The sequence below is a fragment of the Pauljensenia sp. UMB9872 genome (genome assembly GCF_030212665.1).
GTDB lineage: Bacteria > Actinomycetota > Actinomycetes > Actinomycetales > Actinomycetaceae > Pauljensenia > Pauljensenia turicensis_B.
Window position 1 is genome coordinate 13,331 of sequence record NZ_JASOER010000005.1, and the last position, 19,101, is coordinate 32,431.

Annotated in this window: 17 protein-coding genes and 1 tRNA gene; 7 read left to right on the forward strand and 11 right to left on the reverse strand. The window is 56.9% G+C overall.

Going from position 1 to position 19,101, the window contains the following annotated elements:
- Window positions 1-23: 23 nt before the first annotated feature.
- Window positions 24-1,100 (reverse strand): 4-hydroxy-3-methylbut-2-enyl diphosphate reductase, encoded by a 1,077-nt coding sequence (locus QP109_RS02935; protein ID WP_270772076.1) that lies wholly within the window; start codon window positions 1,098-1,100, stop codon window positions 24-26.
- Window positions 1,101-1,187: 87 nt separating this feature from the next.
- Between QP109_RS02935 and xseA the strand changes: the two genes are divergently transcribed.
- From xseA to QP109_RS02950, 3 genes are all read left to right on the forward strand, one after another.
- Entirely contained in the window at window positions 1,188-2,480 is a 1,293-nt protein-coding gene (gene xseA, locus QP109_RS02940; protein WP_285023208.1) for an exodeoxyribonuclease VII large subunit, read from the forward strand.
- An 80-nt stretch (window positions 2,481-2,560) separates the two neighbouring features.
- Window positions 2,561-2,773: an exodeoxyribonuclease VII small subunit gene (locus QP109_RS02945; RefSeq protein WP_502929272.1), complete on the forward strand. Its 213-nt coding sequence runs from the start codon at window positions 2,561-2,563 to the stop codon at window positions 2,771-2,773.
- 239 nt (window positions 2,774-3,012) lie between these two features.
- Window positions 3,013-3,948 carry a carbohydrate kinase family protein gene (locus tag QP109_RS02950; protein WP_285023212.1) on the forward strand — a complete coding sequence of 312 codons (936 nt, stop codon included), beginning with the start codon at window positions 3,013-3,015 and terminating at the stop codon, window positions 3,946-3,948.
- Window positions 3,949-4,045: 97 nt separating this feature from the next.
- Here QP109_RS02950 and QP109_RS02955 read toward each other — a convergent pair whose 3' ends face one another.
- Entirely contained in the window at window positions 4,046-4,807 is a 762-nt protein-coding gene (locus tag QP109_RS02955; RefSeq protein WP_101627559.1) for an isoprenyl transferase, read from the reverse strand.
- A 337-nt stretch (window positions 4,808-5,144) separates the two neighbouring features.
- Here QP109_RS02955 and trhA point away from each other — a divergent pair, with 337 nt between their 5' ends.
- Together trhA and greA are read left to right on the forward strand one after the other, a co-directional pair.
- Window positions 5,145-5,825: a PAQR family membrane homeostasis protein TrhA gene (gene trhA / locus QP109_RS02960; RefSeq protein WP_101627560.1), complete on the forward strand. Its 681-nt coding sequence runs from the start codon at window positions 5,145-5,147 to the stop codon at window positions 5,823-5,825.
- Between the two features lie 166 nt (window positions 5,826-5,991).
- Window positions 5,992-6,471 carry a transcription elongation factor GreA gene (gene greA / locus QP109_RS02965; RefSeq protein WP_101627561.1) on the forward strand — a complete coding sequence of 160 codons (480 nt, stop codon included), beginning with the start codon at window positions 5,992-5,994 and terminating at the stop codon, window positions 6,469-6,471.
- A gap of 186 nt (window positions 6,472-6,657) precedes the next feature.
- Here greA and QP109_RS02970 read toward each other — a convergent pair whose 3' ends face one another.
- Window positions 6,658-8,124, reverse strand: coding sequence for an AI-2E family transporter (locus QP109_RS02970; protein ID WP_285023213.1), 1,467 nt, complete (start codon window positions 8,122-8,124; stop codon window positions 6,658-6,660).
- A gap of 117 nt (window positions 8,125-8,241) precedes the next feature.
- On the opposite strand from QP109_RS02970, the gene msrA reads away from it, so the two are divergent.
- Window positions 8,242-8,847, forward strand: a complete 606-nt coding sequence (gene msrA, locus QP109_RS02975) for a peptide-methionine (S)-S-oxide reductase MsrA (protein ID WP_285023214.1) — start codon at window positions 8,242-8,244, stop codon at window positions 8,845-8,847.
- Window positions 8,848-8,960: 113 nt separating this feature from the next.
- Here the strand turns inward: msrA and QP109_RS02980 are convergent, their stop codons facing one another.
- Both QP109_RS02980 and QP109_RS02985 read right to left on the reverse strand, forming a co-directional pair.
- The gene (locus QP109_RS02980; protein ID WP_101627564.1) at window positions 8,961-9,356 is read right to left on the reverse strand and encodes an FKBP-type peptidyl-prolyl cis-trans isomerase; all 396 of its coding nucleotides are present in this window, start codon (window positions 9,354-9,356) and stop codon (window positions 8,961-8,963) included.
- Window positions 9,357-9,426: 70 nt separating this feature from the next.
- Entirely contained in the window at window positions 9,427-10,374 is a 948-nt protein-coding gene (locus QP109_RS02985) for a Bax inhibitor-1/YccA family protein (RefSeq protein ID WP_285023215.1), read from the reverse strand.
- Window positions 10,375-10,606: 232 nt separating this feature from the next.
- Here QP109_RS02985 and QP109_RS02990 point away from each other — a divergent pair.
- Window positions 10,607-10,680 (forward strand) — tRNA-Leu (locus tag QP109_RS02990).
- Window positions 10,681-10,719: 39 nt separating this feature from the next.
- Here the strand turns inward: QP109_RS02990 and QP109_RS02995 are convergent.
- The 6 genes from QP109_RS02995 to mfd form a co-directional block, all read right to left on the reverse strand.
- Complete coding sequence (locus QP109_RS02995; RefSeq protein WP_101627566.1) at window positions 10,720-11,685, reverse strand: Ppx/GppA phosphatase family protein; 966 nt, start codon at window positions 11,683-11,685, stop codon at window positions 10,720-10,722.
- 97 nt (window positions 11,686-11,782) lie between these two features.
- Window positions 11,783-12,298 carry a DUF501 domain-containing protein gene (locus QP109_RS03000; protein ID WP_285023217.1) on the reverse strand — a complete coding sequence of 172 codons (516 nt, stop codon included), beginning with the start codon at window positions 12,296-12,298 and terminating at the stop codon, window positions 11,783-11,785.
- 37 nt (window positions 12,299-12,335) lie between these two features.
- Window positions 12,336-13,061: an FtsB family cell division protein gene (locus QP109_RS03005; RefSeq protein WP_285023219.1), complete on the reverse strand. Its 726-nt coding sequence runs from the start codon at window positions 13,059-13,061 to the stop codon at window positions 12,336-12,338.
- Between the two features lie 318 nt (window positions 13,062-13,379).
- Window positions 13,380-14,660, reverse strand: coding sequence for a phosphopyruvate hydratase (gene eno, locus QP109_RS03010; protein ID WP_285023220.1), 1,281 nt, complete (start codon window positions 14,658-14,660; stop codon window positions 13,380-13,382).
- A 184-nt stretch (window positions 14,661-14,844) separates the two neighbouring features.
- A complete protein-coding gene (locus QP109_RS03015) occupies window positions 14,845-15,450 on the reverse strand; it encodes a hypothetical protein (RefSeq protein ID WP_285023221.1) in 606 nt (201 codons plus the stop codon).
- 63 nt (window positions 15,451-15,513) lie between these two features.
- A complete protein-coding gene (gene mfd, locus QP109_RS03020; RefSeq protein ID WP_285023222.1) occupies window positions 15,514-19,098 on the reverse strand; it encodes a transcription-repair coupling factor in 3,585 nt (1,194 codons plus the stop codon).
- Window positions 19,099-19,101: the final 3 nt, after the last annotated feature.

Below are 19,101 nucleotides of genomic sequence, written 5' to 3' on the forward strand. Positions count from 1 at the left end.
TCAGCGTGCCATCGTGTGGAGTATCAGCTGGTGTGATCAGGGCCAGCCTTGCGCGGTGCGTGCGGGCGCGCGTCGACTAAGCCCTTCGCTTCCAGTTCCGTTCGCAAATTACGAGGCAACGCGAAGGTGATCGTTTCCGTTTCAGTTCGAACAACGTCAACCGTGGGGAACCCACGAGGTTGCAACCACTCAATAACATCGCGAACTAGGATCTCAGGCACGGAAGCACCCGAGGTCAGACCGACCGTCTGAGCGCCTTCAAACCAGGCTTCCTGCAGTTCTTCAGCCTTATCCACGCGATACGCTGCACCGGCACCGGCTTCAAGAGCGACCTCGACAAGGCGCACCGAGTTCGAGGAGTTCGCCGAACCGACAACCACCATGACGTCAACCTTCGGGGCAATCGTCTTAACGGCAACCTGACGGTTTTGGGTCGCGTAGCAAATGTCGTCCGACGGAGGGTCAATCAGATTGGGGAAACGCTGACGCAGGCGGTCAACCGTTTCGCGCGTCTCATCAACGGACAACGTGGTCTGTGAAATCCACACGACACGGTCAGGATCACGAACCTCAACGTTTGCGACCTCGTCGGGTGTTCCCACGACCTGAATATGCGAAGGGGCTTCACCGAAAGTACCTTCGACCTCTTCGTGCCCCTGATGCCCGACCAGAATGATGTCGTAATCTTCCTTCGCAAAACGCACGGCCTCGCGGTGAACCTTGGTCACCAACGGGCACGTCGCATCGATCGTGGCAAGCTGACGCCGTTCAGCTCCATCACGTACTTGTGGCGAAACACCGTGTGCGCTGAAGACGACGCGAGCCCCTTCGGGGACCTCGTCAGTCTCTTGGACGAAAACCGCGCCACGCTTCGTCAGTGACTCAACGACGTATTTGTTGTGCACGATCTCTTTACGCACGTAAACCGGCGCACCGTAAAGGTCCAAGGCCTTTTCAACGACATCAACAGCCCTGTCCACTCCGGCGCAGTACCCACGTGGTGCGGCCAAGTAGATGCGACCGGTCTCCTCTCCCGATTCCTTTGAAGAAGCGGAGTAGGTCGAATCGATGGCGGGAAAAGCATCCGTCAGGTCACTCATGCTCTCAATTTACCGACATCTGGGTCGTGAGTGCGCGCTGAACGGGGCTTTGAGTACAGCTCCACATTTCTGCAATTCGATTCACCCATGGTCTGTGGCATTCTTGAATGCGTGACGAATCAACCTCTGGCACTTCGGGCCGCGGACACAACCGCAGATAACCCTTGGCCTCTCCGCAAGCTAACGGAGAACATCAAAATCTACGTCGAACGTATGTCTACGCTCTGGGTCGAAGGCCAGATCGTTGAATATAAGCCACGCGCTACCTCGAAAATCGCATTCTTCGTCCTCCGTGATGTTGAGACCGACACTTCGATGACCGTCACCGCATGGCCGGGAATAGTGAAAGAACTTGGTGACGCTTTCACAGAGGGCGCACGGATCGTCACGCGTGTTACCCCTCAGTTTTGGACATCAAAGGGTTCCCTGAATCTGCGCGCACAAGAAATCCGTATCGCGGGCTCGGGCAATCTTCTGCTTCAGATCGAGCAATTGCGCGTTCAGCTTCAAAAAGAAGGACTCTTTGCGCTTGAGCGAAAGAAGCCCCTCCCCTTCCTGCCCGGTCGAATCGGCCTGATCTGCGGGTCGAACGCGAAAGCGAAAGACGATGTCCTCGTCAATGCCACAGACCGCTGGCCCGTCGCCGACTTCGAGATCAGGGAAGTCGCCGTTCAGGGCGAGCGCTGCGTACCCGAAGTCATGAGCGCTCTCAGTGAATTGGACGCACGGCCCGATATTGATGTCATCGTCATTGCACGCGGTGGTGGCTCCGTCGAAGACCTTCTGCCGTTCTCTAACGAGCGACTACTGCGCGCCGTCGCATCAGCTTCCACTCCGGTCGTGTCGGCGATTGGGCACGAGGCCGACGCTCCCCTGCTGGACTTTGTCGCCGACTTCAGGGCGTCGACTCCGACGGATGCCGCGAAGCGAATCGTCCCGGACTATGCAACTGAGCAAGCGCACATTCAAACAGCAATCGACACAATGCGCGGAGCCATCATGCTTCGATTGGGCCGCGAGCGCCAGTTCATCGATTCATACGCTTCTCGCCCGGTTCTGCTCAGCCCTGGGGCGGTCGTCGATACGCATCGCGCGGGGCTTACTCAAGCGCTCACCGGTTTGCGACATGCAGTCGAGCGACGCCTTTCAGCTGAAACAACCGCACTGGGACGGATGCAGGCAACACTCACTGCTCTTTCCCCACAGGGAACACTCGACCGTGGATATTCAATTCTGAAGCTTCCCAGTGGAGCGATCATCAAAGATGTTGCCGACGCACCAAAAGGTAGTTTGATCGAAGGCATCCTTGCATCGGGCCGAATGGTCGCTCAGGTTGTGGGAACTACGCCCGCGCCCCCGGCAGACCAAGCGAACGGATAAATGGACGCGGCCTCGTCCTCCTTTCTTTGCACATCACTCACTCTCACATCGACTGTCATACCCCGGAGGTACATATGGATATGAATAACGAACTGGCTCCCGTCGAGTCACTGTCCTACGAGCAAGCACGCGACGAACTCGTGCAGATCGTCAAGCAACTCGAATCGGGTCAAGCACCGCTTGAAACGACTCTGTCTCAGTGGGAGCGCGGGGAAGCGCTGGCCGCTCACTGCAAGCAGATTCTTGATGTTGCCGCGTCTCGTCTGGATAAGGCTGAGGCTCGCGTACAGTAGCTGGCAGGCGCGAATGATGGTTCGCGGTAGAGCTTGCAATCGGATTCGTTTGGGAGCCTTTGTGGATTTGCTTGAATATCCGCTTTGGGGTCGATCGCGGTGTTCATGGCCGAGCAACAGACCAACGCCCTGCGCACAGATGCCACACGCGAGCATCGATTGGGCACGTTGAAACCCTGCTCAGACTAAAATCGGTACAGATCGCGCAGCCTGTCTGCGCACCCAACAAAGGATGTGCCATGGATCTTGCTCACGAGCCTCATATTCTCGCCATCGGCGAAGCGCTCATTGACATCGTTACGCCCATTTCTCACCCTGAAGATGCACGCGAAATCCCCGGCGGTTCGCCAGCGAACGTCGCTATGACCCTTGGACGTCTGGGGCGCCCGTCGGTGCTCTCCACGTGGTTTGCAAACGACCCGCGTGGCAAGGTCATCGAGGAACATTTCACCGCTTCCCACGTGGTCATCACCCCCGAATCGCGCGGGGCTCACCACACGACCACCGCTCTTGCATCCATTGATGACAAGGGCGCGGCCACCTACACGTTCGACTTCGACTGGAACCCCACCAGCCCGATCCCTGTGTCTGACCAGGCGCTGATCGTGCATGCAGGCTCGATTTCCGCGGCCGTCCAACCCGGTGCCGACACCGTGTACGAGGCCTTGAAAGCAGCACGTCCTCACGCGCTCATCACCTTCGACCCGAACGCCCGTCCTGCCGTTATGGGCTCGCCAGAAAAAGCCTTGCCCCTCGTCGAAAAATTCGTCGCAGTATCGGACGTCATCAAGGTGTCCGACGAGGATCTTGAGTGGCTCACCAATGGTGAAGACCTCGATCATGTGATTGCCCGTTGGCTTGGCCTTGGGCCTTTGCTGATTATCGTCACTCGCGGCAAGAAGGGCGGTCTAGCCGTTTCGAAGTCCGGTGTCCGCGTCGAAGCTACCCCCGGCGATGTCAAGGTCGTCGACACCGTTGGTGCCGGAGATTCGTTCATGGGTGGCATTTTGGATGCAATGTGGCGTCTTCAGTTGCGCGGTCCTCAGGGACGCGCTGGCCTTGAAACGATCAATGCCGACAAGGTCCAAACGATCCTCGACCGCGCTTCCCGAGTCTCTGACGTGACCGTGTCGCGCGCGGGCGCTAACCCGCCCTGGTCGCACGAAATCGACTGACACACTACGTGAAATACGGGCGATACCTCATGAGGTATCGCCCGTATTCTCTACGCAACAGGTGGCTTCACATCACCGGTGTCACACTCCGACGGATCTATTTTCCCAGCCTGCGTTCACGTTGAGCATAGGAGCGCAGAGCACGCAGGAAGTCCACGCGCCTAAAGTCCGGCCAATAGGCCTCGCAGAAGTAGTACTCCGAATGGACTGACTGCCAAATCATGAACCCGGACAGTCGTTGCTCGCCGGACGTGCGGATCACCAAATCGGGGTCCGGTTGATCTTTCGTGTACAGGTGAGCAGTGATATCCGCATCGGATAGACAATCCGCGACTTCGTCAAGGTTCTTCCCCTGGGCCGACGCCTCGCGCATGATGGCGCGAACAGCTTCGGTGATTTCGTGGCGTCCTCCGTAGCCGACAGCAACGTTGACTTTCATGCCCTGAATGGTCTCGGTCGATGCAACCGATGCGCGTATCCGCGCTGCTACGTCTTCGGGGAGTAGGCCCAAGTCTCCAACGACGTTGAGATGCCATTTTCCTTGCATAGCCAAGTGATCAACGGCGTCGGCGATGATACCAAGAAGTTCGGTCAGTTCCTCTGATGTGCGAGAAAGATTGTCGGTCGACAACATCCACAATGTGATGACTTCGACGCCGAGTTCTTCTGCCCAGACGAGGAATTCGGAGATCTTTTCGGCGCCGGCACGATGGCCTTGCGACGCTTGTTTGCCGGTGGACTTGGCCCAACGACGGTTTCCGTCAAGAATGACACCAATGTGTCTGGGGATGGCCGACTGGGGAAGCTGCTTGCGCAGACGTTCCTCATACAGGTCATAGGCCAGAGCTAGTCGCGCCATGTTCCCTCCCATTTCAAGCTAGCGGTAGCCGTTGACAGTGCCATAACCGCTAACGACACCGTATTAGGCAACCGCTAGCGATCGTTGATCTGCGTTAAGGGTAATCGTTTTTCATAGTGAAAGTGACCTCACCTACACGCATATGCGCATTGGAGGTACGCGATGAGCACGATTGTTGGAACCGAACACCTCGAAGGCATTGGAAGATGGTCATCTGCTGGATCGCACCTCGTGCACAATCACTAACTTACGGTAACGTAGGTTATGTGGATATCAGCTTGAGGCTGACAGCCACAGTTCGCATTTATTCGCGTTCACATTCGTTTAGGGAGGCATCGTGAAGGTCGCATCACTTCATCCGAAGTCGTGGGTTCCAAACCAACTGATCGCTATTAAGCCTCACCTGCGAGGATGGTTACATCTTGTTACAGCCCCACTCTCGCTAGCGGCATCGATCGTGCTGATCTGTCTTGCCCCGACGACTCCGACGAAGTGGGCATCAGCGGTTTACCTTGCCTCGTCTCTTCTTCTTTTTGGCATCTCGGGTCTCTATCATCGCTTCTACTGGAAGCCGAACTGGGAGCTCGTGTGGAAACGGCTTGATCACTCGAATATTTTCCTTCTGATCGCCGGCACATACACTCCCTTGTCGGTTGCCCTGCTAACCAGGCACGATGCAACGGTTCTGCTGTCGATTGTCTGGACTGGCGCCATCATCGGGATCCTCATCAACCTTTTCTGGCCGACCGCCCCACGGTGGCTCTCAACGTTAATCTACGTGGTTTTGGGATGGACTGCTGTCGCATACCTCCCTCAGCTCTGGAGCGCTGGTGGCCCGGCTGTGGTCTGGCTGATCGTCGCAGGGGGCATTCTCTACACGCTGGGCGCAATCGTCTACGCAACAAAGCGTCCGGATCCTTCCCCGACGTGGTTCGGGTTCCACGAAATCTTTCACTCTTTCACCGTTGCCGCTTGGGCATGCCACTGCGTGGCCGTGTATTTGGCCGTTCTTCTCTGATTTCTGCGGCTTCGTTGACGAGGCCGGACGACTCATCTGCACGTTACGTTTGCGCCCGGAATTCACCTAACTGCTTTGCATTCGGGCAGGAATGCTTTGGCATTGCTAGACTGACTGAGTCTTAGCGCCGGTACCATCGTGCCGGCTATCGTTTTGGAGGAAACTCATGGCCGACACTCAGTGGCTGACTCAGGCTCAGTACGACCTTCTGCAAAAGGAACTCACCGAGCGCATTGAAATCAAGCGCCCGGAAATTGCGAAGCTGATCGATGCGGCTCGCCAGGAGGGCGACCTGCGTGAGAACGGTGGCTACCACGCTGCACGCAATGAGCAATCGATGAACGAAACGCGTATCCAGACTCTGCAGGAGATGCTCGCTTCAGCAGAGGTTGGCGAAACGCCCGCCGATGACGGCATCGTTGAACCCGGCATGGTTGTGACTGCTCGGGTTGGCGGACGCGAGATGACGTTCCTTCTCGGTTCACGTGACGCTGGTGGAGACTTGGGCGTGCAGGTCTTCTCTGCGAAGGCTCCTCTGGGTGCCGCGGTCACCGGGCATAAGACGGGCGACAAGGTGTCGTACGAGGCCCCAAATGGCAAGGAGATCGAGGTCGAGATCCTCGCAGCAAAGCCTTTCGTTGGCTGATCTGCTCTAGAGCGCCCTTTCATTCCTGCTCTGTCTTCAGGGGCAGCTTCAAGGTCAGCGTTTCAAAGAGGATACGCGCCTTGTTCTTCCATAGAACACCCGAAGGGAAAAGCGCCGAAGCATGTGTGGCGGGGTCAGTAGTTGTTGACTACTGACCCCGCCACACGTGTTTAACTGTCTTAAACGCTATCTAGCCTCCCCTGGGCTTTCCATGCTCTGCGCACTTTCAGTGTCGTCCATATCCGGTTTTTCCTCTGAACCGGGGGTCTCGTGGCTAGAAGTGGACGCAACCGATCCGTCAGCCACGACCTGAGACGTCGCGTCCTGGGACGAAGATTGAGCGGGGGCCTCGCTGACTCGCGTCTTCGACGAGTACGATGCTGCGACCATTTCATCGAGCATTCCGGGAGGACCGCCGGGACGATCCTGCTTTGCTGCCAGCTCTGGCATGGAGTCATATCCATGCAGGTAGAGGAACGTGGCATTCAAGAACGCCGCAATCGGAACACCGAAAACAGCGCCAGGAATACCACCCAGCGAACCAGCGCCTGCCACGACAAGCAACACGGCCATCGGGTGAAGAGAAACAGCGTGAGACATCAACAGAGGCTGAAGAAGATTCGATTCGATCTGCTGAACAACCAAGATGATAACCAGCATGATGACGCCAGCCGTAATCCCCTGATCGACCAAAGCAACCAGAACAGCGATGGCACCGGACACCAATGCGCCAACAATCGGAACGAAGGACGCAAAGAATACGACCACAATGATCGGAAGAACCATGGGGAGCCCCAAGAAGAAGGCTCCCAAACCGATACCCACCGCGTCGATAGCAGCAACTTCAATCTGGGTGCGAACGTACGAACCGAGCGTCACCCAGCCACGAATCGCAGATTCGTGCAGAGGAGTACGTGCCGGAGCTGGGAACAGTCGAACGATCCACAGCCAGATTGTGCGCCCCTCTTTAAGGAAGAAGAACAGGCAGAACAGCATAATCAGGAAGCCGGAAACCAACGACACCACCGAGGATGTGACCGAGTAGGCCTGACTGAAAATCTGCTGCACGTTCTGCTGCACATAGTTGGTAATCTGAGTCATCGCGCTGGTGACAACATTGTCGAAGACCGTCATGTCGATCTTCCATGGCAACTTAGCCAGCCAGTCACGGAACGTATCAAGACCACCGCTAGCCTTCGTCATCAGATCAGGCAACTGCATGGTAATTTCTGTGCCCGCCTGCGACAGAGAACCTGCGACAAGCCCAACCAGAAATAGCAGACCCAGAGCTGCTGCCAGCGTCCTCGGGAGCTTTGCCTTTACCGTCAGCCAACGCACAAGCGGTTCAAGCAAGACAGCAAGAAGCAAAGCGATCGCGACAGAAATAATCAGCGTCCAGATCTTGGAGGCAGCCCACGCAATACCCACCGCTGCGATCGCAACGACAATCAGACGCCATGACAGCGCGGCAGATAAGCGAAGAGGCCAAGGAACAGACCTTGCTGCATCGCGTTCACTTTCAAGCGTATCCCCGCGGTGAAACTCCATCGTGGACTCTTCTGCGCCGACGCCATTCTTGTGCTCCGCTTCTGACACGAGCCGAGCAACAAACGCGCCAAGACGCGCTTTGTTTCGTCCACTGCGATCAAACATCGCGACCCCTTTCACTGTTGAACTGTTTCAAGACTACCTGAGACCGTGTACAAATCCTTTTGCAGCCTATTTCCTCCTCCTGTCGCGCCTTGGCGTATTCAGTGTTTGGATTAAGCCATGACAAACCTGACTGATCTTTTCAGCGGTGGCAGTTTCATTGCCCCTGCAGCTCTCAACGCTCACATTCACACTGAGCCCGGCAAGAACGAAGAAGTCATCTATTTTGCAGCGGGGTGTTTCTGGGGAGTCGACAAAGTCTTCTGGAATACTCCTGGGGTCGTTGCAACCGCAACGGGCTACATGGGTGGCACGCTGGAAAACCCCTCCTACGAAGACGTCTGTAGCGGGCTGACCGGTCACGCTGAAACCGTGCGCGTTGTCTATTCAACCGAAAAGACCAGTGTGGCTCAGCTCATTTCCCTCTTCTTTGAGATTCACGATCCAACTCAAGTGAACCGCCAGGGTAACGACCGTGGGACCCAGTATCGCGGTGCAATCTGGACTTCGACGGATGGACAGTTGGCAACGGCTCTCGCTGCCCGTGATGCGTATCAAGAAAAGATCAGCGAAGCTGGCTTCGGCCAAATCGCAACTGAGATCGCCCCCGCATCTAAAGCCGGTCAATTCTGGTATGCAGAGGGCTATCACCAAAAGTACCTGTTTAAGAATCCCAACGGATACGAATGCCACGCACGAACAGGGATCCCCTGCCCGATCGTCTAGTCACCTAGCGCTTCAACACCCAACGTTTCTGGTTGGCTTGTGCGCATATATACGAGGCCGCGCCCGCAACAAAGCATTGTGCTTGCTACGGGCGCGGTTCGTTGTCTCTGAACTCAGGCAACGCCCATGATGTCGGTGACGAACACCAGCGTGTCACCGCCACCGATACCTGCCTGTGGCACGCCACGTGCGCCATAGCCGTATTCCGGCGGGATGGAGAGCAGAACGCGCGAACCAACGCGGTGGCCCAGCAGGCCCTCGTCCCATCCGCGGATGACCATACCAACGCCGATCTGGAAACTCAGGGCTGCCCCGCGATCGTAGGAGTTGTCGAAGATATCGCCACCGAATACCTGGCCAAGGTAGTGGCAGTGGATGGTGTCTCCGGCTTCAACGACGTCGCCGTCACCTTCTGTCAGGACCTCGACAAGAAGTTCGTCGGAGGGAGCATTTTCGAAGGTGAGCTGGGGCTTACGAGCAAAGTCGCCGGTAACAGTGATGTTTTCCATGAGGATTCTTTCAAGATTCGTGATGCACGGTAAGAATTCGATTCCTTGCGTTGGAATCGGAGAGGAAGAGTCAGTTGTCCCTGAATGCTGCGATGAGTCGCAGAATCTCTAGGTACATCCACACGACGGTGACCAGAATACCGAAAGCACACATCCACGCATACTTTGCAGGAACACCCTGCTCTACACCGATTCGCGCTTGGTCAAAATCGCCGATCAGGCAGGCTGCTCCAACGAAGACAGCCAGTAGACCAACGACAATGCCCAGCGGAATACCCATCACGGTAATCGAGTCGAAGCCAGCGGAGGAAAGGACACCCGTCAAGGTCAAAACCCATGACAAGAGTCGGTAAACGAGGATGCCGATCAGTGCAATCAGCGTGAACTTCATCAGCTTCGACGAATTACGGACCTTACCGGAAGCAAAGAGCGCAAGGGTCACACCGAAGACGCCGGCCGTCGCAACGAGTGCTTGAACGACGATTCCGGGGTACATCAATTCGAAGACGGCAGAAATTGCGCCAAGAGCCAAACCCTCAAAAGCCGCATAGGCGAGGATCAAAGCGGGACGAATGGTCTTAGAGAACGAATTCACCATCGCCAGAATGAAGCCAACAAGCACGCCAATACCGGACAGCACAATCGCCATCGACGGGTTCACGGCAGACAGCATCCACGTTGCCGTAGCGGCAACCAGCAGGACACCCAGGGAGATTCCGGTCTTCATAATGACGTCGTCGTAGGTCATCATCCCACGGTCAACAGCATCCGCGGCCGGTGCTTGGTACATCGACTCCATCTGAGACTGCGTGTAGCGCCCGTAGTCCATCGACGAGGCCGACCCAGCTTGGGTGGAATACGGGTTCGCCGTCGAATATGGGTAACGCTGATCCGCAGCGTTACCGGTGCCCACCTGTGATGACGGAGCGTATCCGGGCATTGTGGGGTATCCCGCCGGCGTGTAGTGCGATTCCTTCGCCCACTGAGTTTCAAGCTTGTCAAAAACTGGGTTAGACAACTTCTGGCCTCCTAGGTCTTACGTGTCTACCTCTATTGTCCCACGACTTCCACGGACTTTCCCTAGAAGAAACCGCACAAAACCGCCACAAAACCTGTGTCTTTCCTGAAAACACTCATCCCTCGCCAGACGGAGAAGGCTTAAGAAAGCGGTGAACAAGCGCGCATGGCCGACAGATCCTCATGCCCAGGCAGTGCGTTCTTTAGGTTAGAATGAGACGCGCACATGCGCGGCCCCCATGGCCCAATTGGCAGAGGCAACCGACTTAAAATCGGTGTGTTGTCGGTTCGAGTCCGACTGGGGGTACTTTTCACTCCCCGCCTATCTCAGGCAATTCCTCTAATCCTAGGCAAGCGACATGGCAATGCCATCAAGGATGTCATGCTCGGACGTCACAACACGGTCAATGACGGTCCCCTGCTCAGTTGCGCGAGCAACAACACGCTTGACGATACGGCTCCAAATCAGCGCACCCGCCGCAATCACATCTTCACGCCCCTCAGGCATAAACCCAAGAGCGGCCTTCACCTTCGAAGGCTGATCCACCATGAAACGCACCGCTTGATCAATCTGATCAAGACTCAACGACGCACCGTGAATGAGTTCCGGCTGATATGTCGCAAGCCCCAAAGCCTGAGCGGTCAACGTTGTGACAGTGCCAGCAACACCCACCAATGTCTTCACACGCTCAAGGTCAACAACTTTTTGCGCCCTATCGAGCTGTTCATCAATCCACTCGATTGCACGCTCTTGATCCGCAAGGGGGATTCCCGCTTCTTGATCAGTGTCAGCAAAGAATTTTTCTGTCACGCGCACTGCACCCATATCGACAGAAATTGCCTGACGAACCTCAGTATCACCCAAGACCAGTTCGGTCGAGCCACCACCGATATCGACGACAAGCATCGGGCTTTCGACGCCCGCCCCTAGGCCAGAGACTGCGCCCGAGAAAGACAGGGCGGCCTCGAGCGTTCCTTCAACAACCTCCGGATCGATGCCGAGAATCGAACGAACAGCATCGATAAATTCATCGCGATTGGACGCATCCCGCGACGCAGACGTCGCCACAAACCGCACCTTCGAAGCACCCAGGCGGGAGATCATGCGCTCATACTCAACAACGGCATCAATCGTGCGATCAATCGCAGCAGGATCGAAACGACCCGTTTTATCTACTCCCTGCCCCAAGCGAACAATACGCATCTGACGAGTCAAATCAGTCAGGCGCACACCGTTTTCATCACGCTCTACATCGGCAACAAGCAACCTGATGGAGTTCGTTCCACAATCAATACCAGCGACACGATTCATTAAATACACATTCCTTTTTGGGGCACACTCCCGAGCTACGCCGTCACCTCATCAACGACACCGTCATTGCCACGCAACAACCGCGGCCAACCACCGGCTAGCAGGAGCAGCGCTGAGCGCTCCACATCCCTCGTTCTTCCATCATCGCTAACGCGCGATCACCAATCGGATTCACACCGGGACCCGCTGCTAGGGCATGACCAACCAGAGCATGAAGACACTTGACACGCGCCGGCATGCCACCAGCGGAAACACCCGAGATTTCAGGAACATCCCCCAATTCGAGACGACGTTCAATATAGTCACGATGAGCTGCCTGGTACTGAGTGGCAACCTCTTCATCATTGGCCAGCAGGTCATTGAAATCTTCCATGACATGCTCAGCCTCGAGCGTTGAACACGCCTTCACGATCGGAGGGCTGGTCAGATAGAACGTCGTCGGGAACGGACTACCGTCTTCAAGACGCGGAGCCGTCTTCACGACAGTCGGACGACCACACACGCAACGTGCACCAATACCAACAACACCGCGAGGCACACGATCCAACTGCTCACGCAAAACATCCAGATCTGCTTCGGTAGCAATCGACGGGTCTTTCCCCACTTCGGTCACGATAACGTGCTCCTTACGATTTGGCCGCAACGCGCGACTATTGAGATTGAGCGCTTTGGGCGTCACCAGGCGCTGACTGATCGCCAGACTGCGATGGTACAGCCTTCGACTGACCCACTTCAGCTTCGTCAGCTTCTTGAATCAGTTTACCGACAACTTGAATCCACGGCCGTGCTGGGCCTTCAGGCGACGCAGCGTTGATCTGCGCTTTGTCCAAATACTCCTCACCAGGATCAACCACCGCGTACTGCACCTCACCCGGCTTCACGTACCCGAGTCGTTCACGAGCCTGCGAGGCAATGAACTCCGGGTCGCTCCACAAGTCGAGCTGCTCACGCATCTGAGCATTCTGTTGCTTCGTCTGTTCTACCTTCGCGGTGATGTCACGAAGCTCCTGCTCCTGTTTCCACCACGCGTACAAATTGGGGACGAGCAATGCCCCAAGCACACCGACAAGAACAACAACGGAGAGCAAACGCGTCGAAAGCTCCAGACCGCCCACAAGGAACGTCTTTCCTTCAGCAAGACGGCGTTCTTGGCGAGCTTTCTTCTCTTGACGACGCTCGCGAGCTTTAGCTCGACGGCGTTCTTCACGACTGAGCGGAACACGTGCAGGACGGAGCTGACGAGTTGAAGCAGCGGCATTCGCCCTATGAGCGCTACGAATCTCCCGTGCTCGCTCTAGGCGTTCTGCGGGAGAGCGTGGCGCTTGCGTATCTGCCTGTCCCTTTGCGCTATCAGACTTCTTGGAGCGCTTGAACAAGGATGATTTTTCTGAAGCCTTCTGATCCTTTTTGGGCGCGGTTCCACGCAATAGACCACGATTGGGGTCTGGTCGTCGGGGCGCTTGGGGGCGCTCACTGCGTGGATTACGAGGCATGCTTCTAATGGTGCCCCACTTCGGGCTTCGGCGCGCGTCAGCCTAACGGCGAGCCGAAGCGTGCACCTGTGATGTGCTCCAACTTTTAAGCTTCATTGGCTTGATACAGCAGTGGGCCCCGAACCGTCGGTTCGGGGCCCACACGTCGCCTCAGTGCGTGAGCACATCGTCGACGAAGCGTCTTTCCTAGCTACGCTCAGTTCAGCGACCGAGGCGCGGGAAGGAGGAACGGCCAGCGTAAACAGCTGCATCGCCGAGTTCTTCTTCGATGCGCAGGAGCTGGTTGTACTTGGCAACGCGCTCGGAACGAGCCGGTGCGCCAGTCTTGATCTGACCGGAGTTGGTGGCAACTGCGAGGTCAGCAATGGTGACGTCTTCGGTCTCACCGGAACGGTGCGAGGTCATCGAACGGTAGCCGTTACGGTGTGCTTCCTCAACCGCATCGAGGGTTTCGGTGAGCGAACCGATCTGGTTGACCTTAACCAGGAGGGCGTTGGCGGCGCCGAGCTCGATGCCCTTGCGCAGACGCTCCGGGTTGGTAACGAAGAAGTCATCGCCAACGAGCTGGACGCGATCGCCGATCTTGTCGGTGAGGGACTTCCATGCATCCCATTCGTCTTCCGACAGCGGGTCTTCGATGGAAACCAGCGGGTACTTCGAGATGAGGTTCTCGTAGTACTCAACCATGTACTCGGTCGTGCGGCCTTCGCCTTCGAACTGGTACAGGCCGTCTTTGAAGAACTCAGAGGAAGCAACGTCGAGGGCGAGAGCAACGTCTTCGCCGGGCTTGAAGCCGGCCTTTTCGATTGCTTCGATGATCAGGTCGAGTGCTGCAGCGTTGGACTCGAGGTTCGGTGCGAAACCGCCTTCGTCGCCGAGGCCGGTGGACAGACCGCGTTCCTTGATGACGCCCTTGAGGGTGTGGTAGACCTCTGTGCCCCAACGGAGGGCTTCGCGGAAGGTCGGTGCACCGATCGGAGCGATCATGAATTCCTGGATGTCAACGTTGGTGTCGGCGTGCGAACCACCGTTGAGGATGTTCATCATCGGGACGGGCAGAACGTGAGCGTTCGGGCCACCGAGGTACTGGTAGAGCGACAGACCAGCGGACTCAGCTGCTGCGTGTGCAACGGCGAGGGAAACACCGAGGATGGCGTTTGCACCAAGCTTGCCCTTGTTCGGGGTGCCGTCGAGATCCAGCATGATCTGGTCGATGGTGCGCTGATCTGCAGCGTCCTCGTCGATCAGTTCGGGGGCGATGATGTCGTTCACTGCGTCAACGGCGTCCTGAACGCCCTTGCCCAGGTAACGGCCCTTGTCGCCGTCGCGACGCTCAACTGCTTCAAATGCGCCGGTGGAAGCGCCTGAAGGCACGGATGCACGTGCAAGCGTTCCGTCTTCGAGCAGGACCTCAACCTCAACGGTCGGGTTACCGCGCGAGTCCAGAATCTCGCGAGCTCCAATAGCCTCAATCCTTGCCACGTCATTCTCCAATCGATCAATTTCGTGGACTGTTGTCAGTCATAACGGTAGTACGTTTGCGGCCGTTCGGCCTAGTTGCAGACGCAAATCTGAACAAGCATTCACGCCTTGTGGGGTGCGATGATCCGTTCAGCCGCCTTTGGTCCCGATCTTTGACGGAACCAAGGAGGAATGGATCACACGATCACTCGCCAGCCCCAGCTCCGCCACCGGTCTGGTCAGCCGTGAAAACGGAAGCATCCACAACGTCACCGAAGATCGGTGACTTGAGGCTGCCATCTTCTTCAATCGTGCCGTAACGAGGGTTGATGTCAACCTGCTGCGTAGCAGCGATTTCCTTGTAGTCCTCAGCGAGGGGGGCAAGCGCATCCTGGCCCATCTGGTCCAGCTGAGCTTTGATCACCGAGTAGCGAAGAATCTCGGTCAGAACGGGGCTGAGGTCACCGGATGGAGCATGAATACGTCCCTGGTCAACAAGCGACGCAACGAACTCATTCACCTGCTCATCGGTTGCAGAAATCTGGTTCTCATTAGCCAGCTGCGTGAACTTCAAAGCATCGGGAAGCATGGCAACAAGGGTTGCGCGACCCATCGGCTGGCCGGTCAACTCAGCGTACTGGGAAAGGGCGTCTGAAACATCAGCTTCGGAGTAGTTGACGCCGTTCACTGAAACTGCGGTGCCCGGGTGTGCCGAGCATGCTCCGAGTCCCAGGATGGAAATGCTTGCTACAGCAACCATTGCTGCTTTCTTTACGCTGAACACGTAGGTCCTCCCTGCCGTATGGCCCATGTTGGCCACGATTATTTTATGACACGTTCCTTTAAAAGTGCTGAAAGCGCCGTGATAATGAAATCAGGCGTTAAAAGGGACAAGAATCTTCGTTACCAAAATTTCAACCCAATCCAGCAACGCTTCATCCGTGAGCGGTTCTCCGCCGATTCGACGAGTCATGGGAAGGGGAACCATGACCTGTCGAACAGCAGCTTTAATGACCGCACCCGGGTGTAAACGCTTCAAGCGAAGAACCTGAGACTCGCGCAGGTCTACCGGACCAACACGCAGGTACTTGCCTTGGGTCACGATCTCTTCAATGCCGGTTGCGCGCACGATAGTGCGAAGGCGAGCAACATCGAACAGCAATTCCACATTGCGGGGCAACGGCCCGTATCGGTCAATCAGTTCCTCGCGCACATCGACTGCTCGCTCGGGCGACGTGATCGACGCGATCTTGCCGTATACCTCCAGGCGCAGACGCTCACTGGGCACATAGTCCTCAGGAATGTGGGCATCAACGCTCAGATCCATCCGCAGGTCGCTCTTCTCTTCAGGAGCCTCACCTCGATAGGCTGCGACCGCATCGGCGACCATTCTCACATACAGGTCGAAGCCAACCCCTTCAACATGACCGGATTGAGCCCCGCCCAGCAGGTTGCCGGCACCTCGGATCTCTAGATCCTTTTGTGCGACAGCAAGCCCTGCACCCAGGTCGGTGTTCGCAGCGATAGTCTTCAGGCGCTCATGCGCGGTTTCCGTCAGAGTCTTGTCCGCCGGATAGAAGAAATACGCATACGCACGCTCGCGGCCTCGTCCCACTCGACCGCGCAACTGGTGCAATTGGGACAAGCCGAACACATCGGCGCGATCCACGATCAGCGTATTCGCATTGGAAATATCCAAGCCGGTTTCCACAATGGTGGTACACACCAGAACGTCGAACTCGTGGTTCCAGAAGTCGACGATCACGTCCTCTAGCTGGTGTTCGCTGAGTTTTCCGTGAGCGATCCTCACGCGCGCCTCGGGAACGAGTTCCTGAATGTGGGATGCGACCTTCGAAATTGAATCCACGCGATTGTGGACGAAGAACACCTGTCCGTCACGCAGCAACTCACGGCGAATTGCCGCGCTGACCTGCGCATCCGTGTACGCCCCAACAAAAGTCAAAACCGGCTGGCGTTCTTCTGGTGGAGTCTGCAGAATCGACATCTCGCGAATACCTGACACTGCCATTTCCAGCGTTCTTGGGATCGGCGTGGCCGACATCGACAGCACATCCACGTCGGTGCGCAGCGCCTTCAGCGTCTCTTTATGCTCAACGCCGAAACGCTGTTCCTCGTCAATCACGACAAGGCCGAGGTTCTTGAACACCACCGTTCCCGTCAGCAAGGAATGAGTGCCAATCACAAGGTCAACGCGCCCCGAGGCAAGCCCCTCTTTCACCTCTTGCGTTTCCTTCGGCGTTGAAAAACGCGAGAGGGACGCAATGGTCACGGGGAAGCCCGCGTAGCGTTCGGTGAAAGTTTCAACATGCTGTTGTACAAGCAGGGTCGTCGGAACAAGCACTGCAACCTGCTTGCCATCTTGAATTGCTTTAAACGCAGCGCGAACAGCGATTTCGGTCTTGCCGTATCCGACATCGCCCGTTAGCAGGCGATCCATGGGGATCGGCTTCTCCATATCAGCTTTCACTTCATCAATCGTCACCAGCTGATCGGGGGTTTCCACATATGGGAATGCATCCTCAAGTTCGCGTTGCCACGGAGTATCGGGGCCGAACGCGTGTCCTTTGGTTGCTTGGCGAGCAGCGTAGAGGCGAATAAGCTCCTTGGCAATCTCGTTGACCGCTTTCTTCGCCTTCGCTTTCCGCTTCGCCCAGTCAGCTCCACCCATCTTCGTCAGCGTCGGCTGATCCGAACCCGTGTACTTGGAAATCTGTCCAAGGGCATCGGTCGGAATAAACAGCTGATCCCCACGCTGGCCCCTCTTCGAAGGCGCATATTCCAAAACCAGATAGTCACGGGTGACAGATGCGGAGCCATGTCCCACGGTGCGCGAGACCATCTCAATGAATCGGCCGATACCGTGTTGCTCGTGGACGATGTAGTCACCCGGGTGCAGTGACAGCGGGTCGACACCCTTCTTGCGACGCGAGGGCATCCGTCGCATGTCCCGGGTTGTAGAACCCGTACGACCCGTCAGATCCGACTCTGTGAGGATAACGAACTGCTCATCCGGCAGGACAAAACCCTGTCCAGCTTGCGCGGTCGTAACGGCAACCGAACCGGCTTCGACAGGAGTCTCAATATCATCACGCAGAGTTGCCCGAACCCCTGCTTCAGCCATAATTGTGCGGATTCGGCGTGCAGGACCGGGGCCTTCGGTTGTGATGACAATCCGCCAGCCCTGCGACGCAAGCTGCTTCAAATCTGCGCTCGCCGACACAAAATCGCCCCTGTACGAGCGTACGTCACGTGCTCCCATGCTCATCAGAGTTGGGGACGCAACCACTGCCTTTGTCTCTTCCGCGAGCGCGTCGGAAGTGTCCTCGCCAAGCGCGTCGGCAAGTTCGGGTGGGGGTAGCGTGGTCAATTCCCACCAGGCACGATCATCCGACTTCCAGATGTCCTCGTAGTGAAGGAACGAGGCCTCGCCTGCTTGAATGGGCACGTGTCCTCCACCGGCGGCGGTGGACCAGGCGGCTGCTAAGAATTCTTCGGTCGTTGCGATCAGGTCTTGGGCGCGGGCAGCGATCCTCTCTGGATCGCAGGCGATAATCGGGCTGTCTGCGGGCAGAAGATCAAGCAGACGATCCATGCCGGAGGTGAGAACCGGTGCCAAGGATTCGATGCCGGGTGCCGCGATTCCCTCGGAAGCGAGTGCCAGCATTTCGGTAGCGCCTGGAAGCTCGGTGGCCAATTCGCGTGCGCGAGCTCGCACTGCCCTATTGAGCAGGAGTTCACGGCATGCGGTTGCCCAGAGGCCGTCCGGTGCTTCCCCTAAGGTTCGCTGGTCTTGAAGAGAGAAGGCACGAATCTCATCGACTTCGTCCCCCCACAGCTCGATGCGTAGTGGATGCGCTTCCTGAGGCGGGAAAACGTCAAGGATTCCACCGCGAACGCTGACTTGTCCGCGAGATTCGACCATGTCGGTGCGCTGGTATCCCAGTTCAGTCAGTCGGTCGACAAGATCCGTCAGGTCAACACGATCCCCGACTTTGACGCGCACGACTTCAATGTCAGCCACACCTCGAATAATTGGCTGGAGGAACGCGCGGATCGGGACAACAAGAACCGAAAGTGGACCCGCATGCGGATCGCCTGCAACGGGATGAACCAGCCTGCGGAGCACAGCGATACGACGGGCCATCGTGTCGACCTGAGGTGAAAGACGCTCATGCGGGAGCGTTTCCCAGGAAGGGAACATTTCAACACTGTCCGTCCACGACCTCAGGGCAGCAGTCAAACGTTCAGCTTCCCGCCCTGTCGCAGTCAGGGCAATCAGTGGCTGTGCCTGTCCGTATTCGCTCAGAGTGGCAAGAACGACAGGACGCGCGCCAGCGGGAACAACGAAAACACCGTTCCTTGCCGACGAGATCGAACCGCACGCCTGATCGAGTGCAGAATCTGAGGCAATAATGCCTTTTAAACCGGTAAGGTTCACTCT

What these genes read in the sequence shown, in the direction of transcription:
- QP109_RS02935 (WP_270772076.1), bottom strand. Translation starts at nt 1,100, where the DNA reads ATGAGTGACCTGACGGATGCTTTTCCCGCCATCGATTCGACCTACTCC.
- xseA (WP_285023208.1), top strand. Translation starts at nt 1,188, where the DNA reads ATGGTCTGTGGCATTCTTGAATGCGTGACGAATCAACCTCTGGCACTT.
- QP109_RS02945 (WP_502929272.1), top strand. Translation starts at nt 2,561, where the DNA reads ATGAATAACGAACTGGCTCCCGTCGAGTCACTGTCCTACGAGCAAGCA.
- QP109_RS02950 (WP_285023212.1), top strand. Translation starts at nt 3,013, where the DNA reads ATGGATCTTGCTCACGAGCCTCATATTCTCGCCATCGGCGAAGCGCTC.
- QP109_RS02955 (WP_101627559.1), bottom strand. Translation starts at nt 4,807, where the DNA reads ATGGCGCGACTAGCTCTGGCCTATGACCTGTATGAGGAACGTCTGCGC.
- greA (WP_101627561.1), top strand. Translation starts at nt 5,992, where the DNA reads ATGGCCGACACTCAGTGGCTGACTCAGGCTCAGTACGACCTTCTGCAA.
- QP109_RS02970 (WP_285023213.1), bottom strand. Translation starts at nt 8,124, where the DNA reads ATGTTTGATCGCAGTGGACGAAACAAAGCGCGTCTTGGCGCGTTTGTT.
- msrA (WP_285023214.1), top strand. Translation starts at nt 8,242, where the DNA reads ATGACAAACCTGACTGATCTTTTCAGCGGTGGCAGTTTCATTGCCCCT.
- QP109_RS02980 (WP_101627564.1), bottom strand. Translation starts at nt 9,356, where the DNA reads ATGGAAAACATCACTGTTACCGGCGACTTTGCTCGTAAGCCCCAGCTC.
- QP109_RS02995 (WP_101627566.1), bottom strand. Translation starts at nt 11,685, where the DNA reads ATGAATCGTGTCGCTGGTATTGATTGTGGAACGAACTCCATCAGGTTG.
- QP109_RS03015 (WP_285023221.1), bottom strand. Translation starts at nt 15,450, where the DNA reads ATGGGCCATACGGCAGGGAGGACCTACGTGTTCAGCGTAAAGAAAGCA.